Source organism: Nocardiopsis gilva YIM 90087 (assembly GCF_002263495.1).
Taxonomy (GTDB): domain Bacteria; phylum Actinomycetota; class Actinomycetes; order Streptosporangiales; family Streptosporangiaceae; genus Nocardiopsis_C; species Nocardiopsis_C gilva.
The window spans coordinates 4,541,294-4,554,530 of the sequence record NZ_CP022753.1 but is presented as its reverse complement, the minus strand read 5'-3'; the positions used below and the strand labels follow the sequence as shown (position 1 = coordinate 4,554,530).

The window sequence follows — 13,237 nt, the reverse complement described above, 5'->3', positions numbered from 1 at the left end:
GTGTGAGGGATGCGGAGCTGGCCCGGTTGGCCGAGGAGCACGGCGTTGCGACGGTGTACGAGGACTGGCGCGGCCGGACCGTGCACGTCGGGGCCGACACACTCCGGCACGTCCTGTCCGCGCTCGGCGTCGATGTGTCGGATCCGCGGGCCGCGCTCGAAGCGCACTGGGCCGTGCAGGAGCACCGCTTGCTGCCACCCGCCGTCGTCGTCCGCCAGGGGCACCTGCCCCGCCTCCCACTGCCCGACGGCGCCCGCACCTGGGTGGAGCTCGACAGCGGTGAGTACGCCGAGCCCGATCCGGGGCTCCCGCTCGGCGTCCACCGGATCCACGTCGAACACGCCCCGGTCACGAAGAACGGCAGCGCCGCCACCACCGTCACCCAAAGCGCCCCGATGCTGGTCGTGCCCGACCGGTTGGAGCTTCCGCCCGCCCTGCACGACCAGCGCGCCTGGGGCCTGATGGTGCAGCTGTACTCACTGCGCTCCCGCGCCTCCTGGTCCATGGGCGACCTGCGCGACCTCGCCGAACTCGCCGACTGGAGCGCACGCGACCTGGGCGCCGACTTCACCGTCATCAACCCGGTGCACGCCACCGAGCCGGGTCCGCCCATCGAACCCTCGCCCTACCTGCCGGTCAGCCGTCGCTACGCCAGCCCGCTCTACATCCGCATCGAGGACATCCCGGAGTACACCCGGCTGGAATCCGCTCAGCGCGAGGGCATCCAGCGACTCGCCCGGCCACTGCGCGAACGCGGGCGCACCGCCGACCTCCTCGACCGCGACAGCGTCTGGGAGGCCAAGCGCGCCGCCCTGCTCGCCCTGTTCAACGTCCGCCGCACGGCGGCCCGCGAAGCCGCCTACCAGGCCTTCCTTGAACGCGAGGGGGCCTCCCTGGTGGAGTACGCCACCTGGTGCGCCCTCGCCGAGCAGTACGGCTCCGACTACCGCGACTGGCCGGAGCGACTGCGCGACGTCACCTCGCACACCGTCGGCAAGGAGGCGCTGCGCCGGTGGCCCGACATCGAGTTCCACCGCTGGCTGCAATGGATCCTCGACGACCAGCTGGCCGCCGCGCAGGCCGGTGCGCGTGCCGCGGGCATGTCCGTCGGCATCGTGCACGACCTGGCGATCGGCGTGCGCGACGGCGGCGCCGACGCGTGGATGTACCGTGACGCCCTCGTCAGCGGCGTCACGGTGGGCGCACCCCCCGACGCCTTCAACCAGCAGGGCCAGGACTGGGCACAGCCGCCCTGGCACCCCGTCCGACTGGCCGAACAGGGTTACGCCCCCTTCCGGCAGGTCCTCCGCCAGGCGATGCGCCACGCCGGCGGCGTTCGCGCCGACCACGTCATGGGCCTGTTCCGGCTGTGGTGGATCCCGGAAGGCGCCGCACCCGACGAGGGCACCTACGTCCGCTACGACCACGAGGGGATGGTGGGCGCCCTGGCCCTGACGGCCAAGGAGACCGGCTCGGTGGTGGTCGGCGAAGACCTCGGGACGGTGCAGCCCTGGGTGCGCGACCACCTGGCCGAGCGCGGCATTCTGGGCACGTCGGTGCTGTGGTTCGAGAGGGACGGCAAGGGCCAGCCGCGCCGCCCCGAGGAGTGGCGGTCCGAGTGCCTGGCGACCGTCGCCACCCACGACCTGCCGCCCGTGGCCTCGTTCCTGTCGGCCGAGCACGTCGAGCTCCGCGACCGCCTCGGCCTGCTGCGCCGCCCGGCCAAGGAGGAGCGGGCTGACGCCGAGGAGCAGGTGGCCGTGTGGCGGGCGATGCTCATCGAGCTCGGCCTGCTGGCCCCCGACACCGACCCCATCTCGGCCCCCGCCGACGTCGTGGTGGCCCTGCACGCCTACCTCGCCCGCACCCCGGCGCGGATGATCGGGGTCGCGCTGACCGACGTGGTGGGCGACCGCCGCATGCAGAACCAGCCGGGCACCAGCACCGAGTACCCCAACTGGCGCATCCCGTTGACCAGTGCCGAGGGCGAGCCGATCCTGCTCGACGAACTCATCGCCGACCCCCAGCTCTGCGCGCAGGTGCGCCGCGCCCTGCGCCCGCTCACCGAAGAGAGGTCCGGTGCGCGCAGCACCGCTGACCGCTCCCGTTGATCTCGGAGATAATGGGGTCTCAGAGGCGATTTTCACCCCAATATCTCCGAGATCAACGGAAGAACCGACGTCGGTACCCCGGACGAGGGACGGCCGCCGCGCTCCGGGTGCAGGAGCGCGGCGGCCGTCCGCAGTGCTGTTCCGCTGGCGCTAGCCGGCCTGGGCGTCGCGGCGCTGCGCCTTCAGCGCGCGCTCGACACCGGCGCGCCCCTCGATCAGCAGGCGGCGCAGAGCGGGGGCGGGGTCCTCGCTCTCGATGTAGGCGTCGGTCCGGCGCAGCGTGTCCTCCTCGATGAGGTTCCCGGGGTAGGCGCCCTCGGCGAAGGACTGGGCGAACTCGCCGGTCCAGTTCTTCCACGCCTCGGCGAGCAGACCGAAGTAGGGGTCCACATACGGCCGGTACAGCTCGCGGTGCGCCGGTTCGTTGAAACCGCTCAGGGTGGCCCGGAACTCCGCGTTGGCCATCTCGGTGGCCGACTGCAGCCGCTCCCAGGTCGCGGCCTTGGCCTCGGCCGTGGGGATCGCCGCGCGGCACCCGGCCGCGTGCCGCTCGCCCGTCGCGGTCGGGTCGGCCTCCAGCTCGGAGCCGATCTCCTTCTCTCCGGCCTGGCCGCCGGCGACCAGACGGCGCAGCAGCCGCCAGCGCAGGTCGGTGTCGATCGTCAGGCCCTCGACCGTGATCGCGCCGTCCAGCAGCCCCCGCAGCAGCGAGAGGTGCTCGCTGTCGACGGCCGCGTCGGCGAACGCGTGGGTGTAGGCCAGCTGCAGGTCGCTCCCGGGCTCGGCCGCGGTGAGCAGGTCCCGCAGCCGCGCCGCGAGCCGGTTGAAGCCGGTCTCGCGCCACTCCGGGGCGACGTAGCTGTGCAGCGCCGCGATCGCCTGCCGCAGCAGCATCTGCGCGACGGAGACGTCCTTCACTCCGCTGATACCGGAGACGACCAGCTCGATGTAGTCGCGCGCCGCCATCTCGGCGTCGCGGGTCATGTCCCAGGCCGCCGAGAAGCACAGCGCGCGCGGCAGCGACTCCTGGATCTCCCCGACGCCCTCCACCACGGTGCGCAGCGAGCGCTCGTCGAGGCGGATCTTGGTGAACGTCAGGTCGTCGTCGTTGATCAGCACCAGGTCCGGCTGGACCTCGCCGACCAGGTCCGGCACCTCGGTCCGGGCGCCGGAGACGTCGAGTTCGACGCGACGGCGGCGCACGATGCCCGCGTCGGTGCGGTCGTAGAGGCCGATGGCCAGCCGGTGGGAGCGCAGCGTCGGGTAGTCGGGCGCGGCCTCCTGCAGCACCGCGAAGGAGGTGAAGGCGCCCTTCTCGTCCACCCTGAACTCCGGGCGCATGGTGTTGACGCCCGCGGTCTCCAGCCATTCGCGCGACCAGGAGGCCAGGTCCCGCCCGGAGGCCTCCTCCAGCTTCACCAGCAGGTCGCGCAGCTCGGTGTTGCCCCAGGCGTGCTCCTTGAAGTACTCGCGCACCCCCGCGAAGAACGCGTCCACGCCGACGTAGGCCACCAGCTGCTTGAGCACCGAGGCGCCCTTGGCGTAGGTGATGCCGTCGAAGTTGACCTCGACCGCCTGCATGTCCGGGATGTCCGCGGCGATCGGGTGCGTCGAGGGCAGCTGGTCCTGGCGCAGCGCCCACGACTTCTCCACGTTGGCGAACGTGGTCCAGGCGTCCTTCCAGCGGGTGGCCTCGGCCTGGCAGTGGACGCTGGCGAAGGTCGCGAAGGACTCGTTCAGCCACAGGTCGTCCCACCAGCGCATGGTGACGAGGTCGCCGAACCACATGTGCGCCATCTCGTGCAGGATCGTCTCGGCGCGGCGCTCGTAGTGGGCGTCGGTGACCCGGGAGCGGAAGACGTAGTCCTCCAGGTAGGTCACCGCACCCGCGTTCTCCATGGCGCCGGCGTTGAACTCCGGCACGAACAGCTGGTCGTACTTGCCGAACGGGTACCGCAGGCCGAACAGGCCGTGGTAGAAGTCGAAGCCCTGCTTGGTGATCTCCAGGATCGCGTCCGCGTCGAGGTGCTCGGCCAGGGACTTGCGGCAGTAGACGCCCAGCGGGATGCCGTCGTGCTCGTCGCGCGCCACGTGGTAGGGGCCGGCGATCAGCGCGGTGATGTAGGTGGACATCGGCTCGGTCGCCGGGAAGTGCCAGCGGGTCTTCGGTCCGCCCTCGGCGTCCTCGACCGCCTCGCGCGCGACGTCGGGCGCGCTGTTGGAGACCACCTCGAAGTCGGCCGGGGCGAGCACGGTCAGCTCGAACTTCGCCTTGAGGTCGGGCTGGTCGAAGCAGGTGTACATCCGGTGCGCGTCGGACGTCTCGAACTGCGTGTACAGGTAGACGCTCGCGTCGACCGGGTCGACGAACCGGTGCAGACCCTCACCGGTGCGCATGTAGGCGGCGTCGGCGATCACCCGCAGCTCGTTGGTGGCGGCAAGGTCGGGCAGCTTGATGCGCCCGTCCTCCACCACGGTGCCGGTGTCCAGTTCCCGCCCGTTGAGCACGACGGAAAGCACATTGGGGGCGACCAAGTCGATGAACGTTTCGGCACCCGGCTCAGAGCAGTCGAAGCGCACCACGGTGCCGGACCGGAAGGTCTCCTCGCCCGTTGTGAGGTCGAGCTCCACGTCGTACGAGGCCACGTTGAGGATCCGAGCGCGCTCACGTGCCTCGTCGCGTGTCAGGTTGCCCGCCACGTTCACTCCCTTCACGGCCGCCGTCCTCGCCGGCCGGAGATGATGACCGCCCGCGGTGCGGATCCGCGCACAGCGGGCCGTCCCTTGAGTTGTCGTCGTCCTAGATCCTGCCACGCCTCCCCCCGGAATGCGGAACCAGGAGGCGGGGTTGCGAGAGGGGAAGGAGAAACGCGCGTCCGAGCGCCTGGGACGGGCGGGCACATGATCGAACTTTCGCGGAGGAAACGGATGAGCACGGAACCGACACCGGTGGACTTCTGGTTCGACCCGGCCTGCCCGTGGGCGTGGCTGGCGTCGCGGTGGCTGCTGGAGGTGGAGAAGGTCCGCCCGGTGCGGGCCCGCTGGCACGTGATGAGCCTGTCAGTGCTCAACGAGGACAAGGACGTTCCCGAGGAGTACCGGCAGGCCATACGCGATGCGTGGAGACCGGTCCGGCTCGCCATCGCGGCCGAGCAGCGGTTCGGCAACGACGTCCTGGGTCCCCTCTACACGGCGCTGGGCACCCGCATCCACCTTGAGAAGGACCGGTCCGACGCGGCGGTCAAGGACGCCCTGGCCGAGGTGGGGCTGCCCGAGGACCTGATGGAAGCCATGGACTCGACGGACTACGATGAGGCCCTGCGCCGGTCGCACCACGACGGTATGGACCGCGTGGGCCAGGAGGTCGGCACCCCGGTGATCTCGGTCGAGGGGGTCTCGTTCTTCGGCCCCGTCGTGTCGCCCGCCCCCAAGGGCGAAGAAGCCGGGAAACTGTGGGACGGCGTCCTGCTGGTCGCGGGGACCGACGGCTTCTTCGAGCTCAAGCGCAGCCGGACGCGCGACCCCATCTTCGACTGACACGCGTCCACGGGGAGCGGCCACCACGGAACCGCCGACGGGTGACGGCCGTTCGTAGGACAGGGTCTGTCCGCCCGGACCGCACAGCACGGAAGGCACGAAGGAAAGCGATGAGCACACCGGAGGACGAGCGGCCGGTCGACCTGTTCGACGACGGCCTGGAGATCCTGCCCGACACCACCAGCGACGAGCGCGGTCCCGGGTGGGGCGAGCATGTCTCCGACACCGACGACGACACCGCCCGGCTGCTGGAGGACCGTCCGCCGCACTGGGGCTGAACGGCGCGGGCCATCCCCGGGGCGGCGCCGTGTCGCCGCGGGGATGACCCGCCTCCTTTGGGGGAAGGTGGATCGCATGCGATCCCTGTACCTCAACGGCGCCTGGACCGGATCGGCCTCCTCCGAGTCCGTCGACGTCGTCAACCCCGCGACCGAAGACGTCATCGCCTCGGTCCCGGCCGGGCACCCCGCCGATGTCGACCAGGCCGTGGCCGCGGCCACCGACGCCTTCGGCCCCTGGGCCGCACTCCCCGTCGCCGAGCGCCGCGCCCACCTCGCCCGCGCCCTGGACCTGCTCAAGAAGCGCGCCGACGACCTCGCCGCCCTCATCGTGACCGACCTGGGCGCCCCGCTGACGCTGGCCTCCCGCGTGCACACCGGGGTGCCGCTGGTGATGTTCGAGACCTTCCTCGACGTCGCCGACGAGGTGGGCGAGCGCTACTTCACCGGAGAGAAGGTCGGCACCTCGCTGGTCGTCCGCGAACCGATCGGTGTGGTCGGCGCCATCACCCCGTGGAACTACCCCCTGCTCCAGGTCGTGCTCAAGGTGGTCCCCGCGCTGCTGGCCGGGAACACCCTCGTGCTCAAGCCGAGCGAGGTCGCCCCGCTCAGCGCCTCCTTCCTCGCCGAGGCGTTCGACGACTCCGGACTGCCGCCCGGCGTGTTCAACCTCGTCTCCGGCACCGGCCCGGTCGTCGGGGAGGCGATCGCCGCCCACCCCGGCATCGACATGGTCTCCTTCACCGGATCCACCCGCGCCGGGACCCGGGTGGGCGAGCTGGCCGCCGCGACCGTCAAGAAGGTCGCGCTGGAACTCGGCGGGAAGTCCCCCAACGTGATCCTGCCCGACGCCGACCTGGGCGCCGCCGTCAAGCGGGGCGTCGCCGACGTCATGCGCAACAGCGGGCAGAGCTGCGACGCCCTCACCCGCATGGTCGTCCCCCGTTCCCGCTACGAAGAGGCGGTGCGGCTGGCGGCCGAGGCCACCGAGAAGTACGTCCCCGGCGACCCCCTCGACGCGGGCACCCGGCTCGGGCCGCTGGTCTCCGCGGCGCAGCGCAGGCGTGTCCGCGACTACATCAGGGTCGGCGTGCAGGAGGGCGCGCGGCTGGTCACCGGTGGGGCCGAGCCCCCGGAGGGCATCGAGCGCGGCTACTACGTGCGGCCGACGATCTTCGCCGATGTGCGCAACGACATGCGCATCGCCCGCGAGGAGATCTTCGGCCCGGTCCTCGCGCTGATCCCCTACGACTCGGAGGAGGAGGCCGTGCAGATCGCCAACGACACCGACTACGGGCTCGCGGCCGCGGTGTGGGCCGCCGACGCCGAGCGCGGGCTGGCGGTCGCGCGGCGGCTGCGCGCCGGGCAGGTCGAGGTGAACGGCGGCGGCTTCAACCCGCGCGCGCCCTTCGGCGGCTACAAGCGGTCCGGTGTCGGACGGGAGTGGGGACTCCACGGCCTGGAGGAGTTCTGCGAGGTCAAGGCCATCCAGCTGTAGGCCGCGGAGCACAGGCGCGACAGGAGTGGGGCCGACGTAGGGTCATGTCCGGTTTGACCACGGCATATGGCAAGATCTGGTATGGAATGTCAGGCCCTTCAGCAGCCGAGGTAAGCACATTGAGCAGCAAGCCCCAGGAGTCCAAGGCCAGCCCGCTGGGCAAGGACGTCAAGTTCATGGTCATCGCGAACATCACCGCGATCGGGTCGATGGCCCTGTTCGCGGCGATGGGGCTGAGCATCGCCCACGCGGCGACCGGCGTCGGCTTCTAGGGACCCGGCCACTGGCGCAGACGTCGGCGCCGAGGTCCCGCGACCGCGGACTCCACCGTGCCCGCCTTCCGCTCACGGAAGGCGGGCACGGTGCGTTACGACGCGACCCGGCCGCCGAGCGGCGGCTCGGCCCCTCCCGCGCGCACGTGTACCCCGCTGACCTGCCACACTGGTGCCGTGCGTGTATACCTTGGATCCGATCATGCAGGCTTCGAACTCAAAGAGCACCTCGTCTCCTGGCTGAAAGAGCGGGGACACGAGGTCGTGGACGCCGGCCCGGCCGTCTACGACGCGGTGGACGACTACCCGCCGTTCGTGCTGCGCGCCGCCGAGGGCGTCGCGGCCGACCCGGGCTCCCTGGGCATCGTCATCGGCGGCTCCGGCAACGGCGAACAGATCGCCGCGAACAAGGTCACGGGCGTCCGCGCCGCGCTGGCCTGGAGTGAGGACACGGCCACGCTGGCGCGCGAGCACAATGACGCCAATGTGATCAGCATCGGCGCCCGGATGCACTCGCAGGACGAGGCCACCCGCCTCGTCGAGCTCTTCCTGGCCACGCCCTACAGCGGGGAAGAGCGCCACACCCGCCGCATCACCATGCTCTCTGGGTACGAGCGGACCGGCGAGCTGCCGCCGCTGCCGTAGGAACGACGCCGCCGGCCGCCAGTGCCGCGCGGCGTCCGATCGAAGACCGCGTCGTTCACCGCCGACGGCCCGACCGGCGCCGTCGGCGGCCGCGTTTCCGCGGTCCGGGCGCCGGAGGAACGCGCAGGGGCTCGGACGCCGATGGGGTGGGAGGACCGTCCGGCCCGGTCGCTGGTTTCGGGGATCCGACGGGCGGCTCGCAGGATCCGCGGCGCTGCCGGTGCGCGGGTCCCTCGTGCCCCCCGTCGCCCGTGACCGGGCCGGGGTCCGCGTGGTCCGGGAGTGCCTCCGCCGGAGGCGGGTCGTGATCCGGGCGCGGACGTGACACGTCCCGTGCCCGCATTGCGGCGGACAGGGTGACGTGCGTACGCGCCATGTGCGGATCTCCCCGCTTCACGAGCTGGTTCGAAGGTTTCTTCCGGTCACGCTCCTGCCCGTGACGGTAATACGCGCCGACGCCGGTGAAAAGCCCCCGCAGCGCGCGGATACTAGAAGATCTCCCCGCAGAACGGCTGTTCGGACCGGCTGAGCGCGGTGTCGAGACGGTCCACGGCGCCCGGGGTCTCCTCGGTGATGAGTCCGGCCGTGCGGTAGGTCCCCAAGGTGGTCCCGCCGAGGTAGGCGGCGCCGAGCCAGCAGACGTCCAGCCGGATGTCGGGTTCGGCGTCGGTCCCCGTACACCGGGCGGCCTCGGTGTCCGCCGTCAGCCGCCACCGTCCGGCGTTCCACGGGGCGGAGGCGTCGCTCACCTCCAGGACGACGTCCACCGGTGCGGCGTAGGAGCGCTGCTCCAGGGCGGCGGCCACGTCGACCAGCCGGATCCACAGTCCGTTGGTCACCTGCCGGTGGATGCGCTGCGGGTCGGTCACCAGGTGCAGCAGCGGATCGTCCGGCGCGACCAGCTCGGCGCTGACCGTCGTCACCAGGTCCCGGGTGAGCAGGTACTCCCAGAGCAGGGCGTAGGCCGCCGGTGCCGTCGCGACGAGTTCCGCGACATCGATCCGCCCGTCGGGCGTGCCGTGGTCGGTCCACTGGCCGGTGATGCGGTACACGACGTAACCGAGCGGGCCCGCGTCGTCCTCGGCGATCGCGCACCGGTAGGCGCTGGCACCGCCGCGCCGTTCGGGCTCGTCCGCCAGGATCGCCTTCCACCAGCGCTCGTCGCGCTGGAACTCCCCGACCCGCTGGGCTGCGGCGGTGCGGTGCACGGTCGCCAGTTCCTTGCCGGCCGCTCCGGGGGTGGACAGCCGCAGGCGCAGGGCGGGGTCGCGCGGAATGTCGGGGCGCAGGTCCACCTCGTGGGTGCGGACGGTGACCGCGTACGCCCGTGAGGCCGGGCCATAGCCGAACCGCCCGTAGATCGCCCCCTCGCTGGCGAAGAGGGCGGCCACGTTCTCGCCGCGCTCGCGGGTGTCGGCCAGCTGGCGGCGCATGATCGCGCTGAGGACACCACGGCGCCGGTGGGAGGGCCACACGCCGACCGCGGAGACGCCGGCGACCGGTCGCGGACCGCCCGGCAGCGTCATCTCCAGGGAGTGGGTGGTGCTGGCGCCGACCATCTGGGAGCCGTCGAAGGCGCACAGGCTGCGGTCGAACTCCATGATGCCGCCGTAGGCCTCGCTCCTGGTCTCGGTGATGTCACCGAAGAGCATGGCCTCGCCGAGGACGCGGTGGAACGTCGGGAGTTCGTCGGGGGCGATGGCCCGGGTGGGCCAGTCCGACCCGGCCGGAGAAGCGGAAGACGACGCGGGGTGAGAAGCCTCAGAGCGAGAGTGCGACATGCTTCCTGTCCCTATCACCCGGGGCGATGGGCGGGCGAGTGGTTTTTCGCCGTGGTGCCCGCTCTGGCGCACGCCCGGAGCTGCCTCGATGCATCCGCCGCGAATACGCCGTAGATTGTGAACCGGCCGCATTGAGGATTCATGATTGGCGGGGTCGGCGATTTTTCAACGATTCGACGGCGGCCCCGGTGGACGCCTGACGGCGGAGTCCTTCTCCGGCCATACTTGAACATGCGTAGTTCTGCCTGGAGATCCGGAGTGACATGCGGCGGGTATCGGACCGTCCACTCGACGGGGCCGCGGCGGGCCCGCCGCACGGTCGGCGCCCCCGCGCGGGTTCCCCGTCCGTTCGCGCGCCCGTGATGACCATCCCCATGTCGGTCCGGGTGGCACGGCAGGTTCGTTCGCTGGGGCAGCGCGCGGTCGCGTTTCTCCGGCGCAAGGTGCTGTTCCGCTACCGGTTGGTGCTCATCACCCTGGTGGCGCTCGCCGTCGGCATCGGGGTCGGCGCGGTCTGGGGGCCGCCCGGATGGTTCCCGCCGAGCGCGGTGATCCTCACCGTGCTGGCCGGCGGCCTGCTCCTCAAGCGCAAGAGCCTGGCGTTCCTCCTCGTCGTGGTCGCCGCCGTGCTGCTGTTCACCGGGTTCGCCCTGGACTTCGGGCACGTGGGGCCGGGGCTGCTGGTGACCATCGGGGTCACCGCCGTACTGGCCTATCTGCTGTCGGGCGTGCGCGAGCGGCTCGGGATGCAGGGGCTCAGCGGCGAGAAGATGCTGCTGGAGCTGCGCGACCGCCTGCGCGACCAGGGGCGGCTGCCCGACCTGCCCAAGGCGTGGGGCGCCACCGCCATCCTCCGGCAAGCCGGCGGGTCCTCGTTCGGGGGCGACTTCGTCGTCTCCATGCGCCACGGCGACCGGCTGGAGATCGCCGTGGTCGACGTCTCCGGCAAGGGCGTGGACGCCGGGACGCGCGCCCTCCTGCTCTCGGGCGCGTTCAGCGGCCTCCTCAGTGCCGTCCCCAGCAGCGAGTTCCTCACCCACTGCAACGATCACCTGACCCGCACCGCACTGGGCGAGGGCTTCGTCACCGCCGTCCACCTCAGCCTCGACCTCGTCACCGGCGACTACCTCATCACGTCGGCCGGACACCCGCCCGCGGTCCAGTTCGACCGCGGCACCGGTGCGTGGTCGGCCACCGAGGCCAAGGGGGTCGTCCTCGGCGTTATCCCGGGGATGACCTACGCACCCGTCGCGGGGCGGCTGCGGCCGGGCGACGCCATCATGCTCTACACCGACGGCCTCATCGAGACCCCCGGTGAGGACCTCGACTCGGGGGTCGAACGCCTGCTGGGCGTGTCGAGCCGCCTGGTCGCCGCCGGTTTCGGCACCGGGGCTGAGGAGGTTGTGGACACGCTCAGCGAGGGCAAGAACGACGACATCGCCCTCGTGGTGATCTGGCGGTCCTGACCCGCTTCCCCCATCGACACACCGATCGGTGCGTCCGGTCCGCGGTGGCGGAGGCACACCCCGCAGCCCGCTACCGGTAGGGTTTCGGTTAATCCCTGGGCTTCCACGAGCGTCCGCATGGCTTGAACGCTCGGGCGACCGTGTGCCCACGGGGCCGGGTCCACACGGCGGTGCGCCGCATTCGGGTATCCCACACGCCCACCCCCCGTGCCCTGCGTCGCACGGACGCGCCGGTCCGGCCCGGGGCAGGGTCGCGGTACGACAAGGGGGTGCTCAGCATGGCTGACGAGATCGGCGAAGACCTCATCGAGATGATCGCCGAAAACGACCTGACCGGCATTCGACTCTGGTTGGCCGAGCATCCGCCCTACGAGATCGCCGACGAGCTGGAGCGGATGGACGCCCGCTTCATGATCGTGCCGTTCCGGCTGCTCGACAAGGACCGGGAACTGGAGGTCTTCGAGGAGCTCGACCCCGTCCACCAGCAGGAGATCCTGGTCGGCCTGCGCGACTCCGCGTTCCACGAGCTCCTGGAGGAGATGGACCCCGACGACCGGGCGCGGCTCATCGGCGAGGCCCCGGCCAAGATCGCCACCCGGGCGCTGGCAGGGCTCAGCACGGCGGAGCGCAAGATGACCGCCGCGCTGCTCGGCTACCCCGAGGAGTCGGTCGGCCGGTACATGACGCCGGAGACGGTCATCCTGCACCGCGACCTCACCGTGGGACGCGCTCTGGAGGTGGTGCGGGCCAAGGGCGCCGACGCCGAGACCGTCTACGTCTTGCCCGTGGTCGACGACGGGCGCCGTCTGGCCGGGATGGTGCAGCTCAGCGACCTCGTCGTGAGCGACGACGAGAGCCTGGTCAAGGACATCGTGGACGTCTTCGTGCCGCGTGTGAGCGCCACCGAGCCCGCGGAGGGCGCCGCGCGTCTGATGCAGGAGGCCAACCTCGTCGCCATGCCGGTGGTCGACTCCGAGGAGCGCTTCGTCGGCCTGCTCACCTTCGACGACGCCCTGGAGCTGATCGAGGCCGCCGACTCCGAGGACATCGCCCGCCAGTCCGCGGCCAGCCCCGTCGCCGGACACTACGTGTCGGTCACGGTGGCGCGCCTGGCGCGTGCCCGGGTGGTGTGGCTGCTGCTGCTCATCGTCGCCTCCACGCTCACCGTCACCGTCCTGAGCCACTTCGAGGCGACCCTGGCGCAGGTGACCGCGCTGGCCCTGTTCATCCCCATGCTGACCGGAACCGGGGGCAACGTCGGCTCCCAGTCGGCGACCGCGATCGTGCGCGCCCTGGCTGTCGGCGAGGTGCGCGTCCGCGACCTGCCCGGAGTGGCCTGGAAGGAGTGCCGGGTCGGGTTCCTGCTCGGCTCCGCGCTGGCCCTCATCGCGCTGACCGTCGGCTGGCTGGTGGTGCCTGGAGGGGTCGCGGTCGCGGTGGCGATCTCGGTCATCGCCGTGTGTACCTGGGCGGCGATCATCGGGAGCACGATGCCGCTGATCGCGCGGCGTGTGGGGGTGGACCCCGCGGTGGTCTCGGCCCCGCTGGTCACGACGCTGGTGGACGCCACCGGGCTGCTCATCTACTTCTCCGTGGCCCAGATGATCCTCGGCCTGTGACCCTGAACGGCCGCCGGGCGGCGCCGCCCG

General features: G+C 71.5%; 10 protein-coding genes. 8 read left to right on the top strand and 2 right to left on the bottom strand.

Annotated features, from left to right (window positions below):
- Nucleotides 1-2 precede the first annotated feature (2 nt).
- Nucleotides 3-2,111 (top strand): 4-alpha-glucanotransferase, encoded by a 2,109-nt coding sequence (gene malQ / locus CDO52_RS20440; RefSeq protein WP_094932617.1) that lies wholly within the window; start codon nt 3-5, stop codon nt 2,109-2,111.
- A 150-nt stretch (nt 2,112-2,261) separates the two neighbouring features.
- Here the strand turns inward: malQ and pepN are convergent, their stop codons facing one another.
- Nucleotides 2,262-4,811: an aminopeptidase N gene (gene pepN / locus CDO52_RS20435; protein WP_026126194.1), complete on the bottom strand. Its 2,550-nt coding sequence runs from the start codon at nt 4,809-4,811 to the stop codon at nt 2,262-2,264.
- A gap of 228 nt (nt 4,812-5,039) precedes the next feature.
- Here pepN and CDO52_RS20430 point away from each other — a divergent pair, with 228 nt between their 5' ends.
- From CDO52_RS20430 to CDO52_RS20420, 5 genes are all read left to right on the top strand, one after another.
- On the top strand, nt 5,040-5,648 hold the full coding sequence (locus tag CDO52_RS20430) for a mycothiol-dependent nitroreductase Rv2466c family protein (protein ID WP_017620789.1): 609 nt from the start codon (nt 5,040-5,042) through the stop codon (nt 5,646-5,648).
- Between the two features lie 110 nt (nt 5,649-5,758).
- A complete protein-coding gene (locus CDO52_RS28245) occupies nt 5,759-5,926 on the top strand; it encodes a hypothetical protein (RefSeq protein ID WP_017620788.1) in 168 nt (55 codons plus the stop codon).
- Nucleotides 5,927-6,002: 76 nt separating this feature from the next.
- Nucleotides 6,003-7,424 (top strand): aldehyde dehydrogenase family protein, encoded by a 1,422-nt coding sequence (locus CDO52_RS20425; protein ID WP_017620787.1) that lies wholly within the window; start codon nt 6,003-6,005, stop codon nt 7,422-7,424.
- 119 nt (nt 7,425-7,543) lie between these two features.
- Nucleotides 7,544-7,696, top strand: a complete 153-nt coding sequence (locus CDO52_RS27725) for a hypothetical protein (RefSeq protein ID WP_017620786.1) — start codon at nt 7,544-7,546, stop codon at nt 7,694-7,696.
- A 177-nt stretch (nt 7,697-7,873) separates the two neighbouring features.
- Complete coding sequence (locus CDO52_RS20420; protein WP_026126193.1) at nt 7,874-8,341, top strand: ribose-5-phosphate isomerase; 468 nt, start codon at nt 7,874-7,876, stop codon at nt 8,339-8,341.
- Between the two features lie 488 nt (nt 8,342-8,829).
- On the opposite strand, the gene CDO52_RS20415 is transcribed toward CDO52_RS20420, so the two are convergent.
- Nucleotides 8,830-10,122, bottom strand: a complete 1,293-nt coding sequence (locus tag CDO52_RS20415) for a GNAT family N-acetyltransferase (RefSeq protein ID WP_051060893.1) — start codon at nt 10,120-10,122, stop codon at nt 8,830-8,832.
- A gap of 362 nt (nt 10,123-10,484) precedes the next feature.
- Between CDO52_RS20415 and CDO52_RS20410 the strand changes: the two genes are divergently transcribed.
- Both CDO52_RS20410 and mgtE read left to right on the top strand, forming a co-directional pair.
- A complete protein-coding gene (locus tag CDO52_RS20410) occupies nt 10,485-11,588 on the top strand; it encodes a PP2C family protein-serine/threonine phosphatase (protein WP_026126192.1) in 1,104 nt (367 codons plus the stop codon).
- 278 nt (nt 11,589-11,866) lie between these two features.
- Nucleotides 11,867-13,207 (top strand): magnesium transporter, encoded by a 1,341-nt coding sequence (gene mgtE, locus CDO52_RS20405; RefSeq protein ID WP_026126191.1) that lies wholly within the window; start codon nt 11,867-11,869, stop codon nt 13,205-13,207.
- The last annotated feature ends 30 nt before the right edge of the window (nt 13,208-13,237 follow it).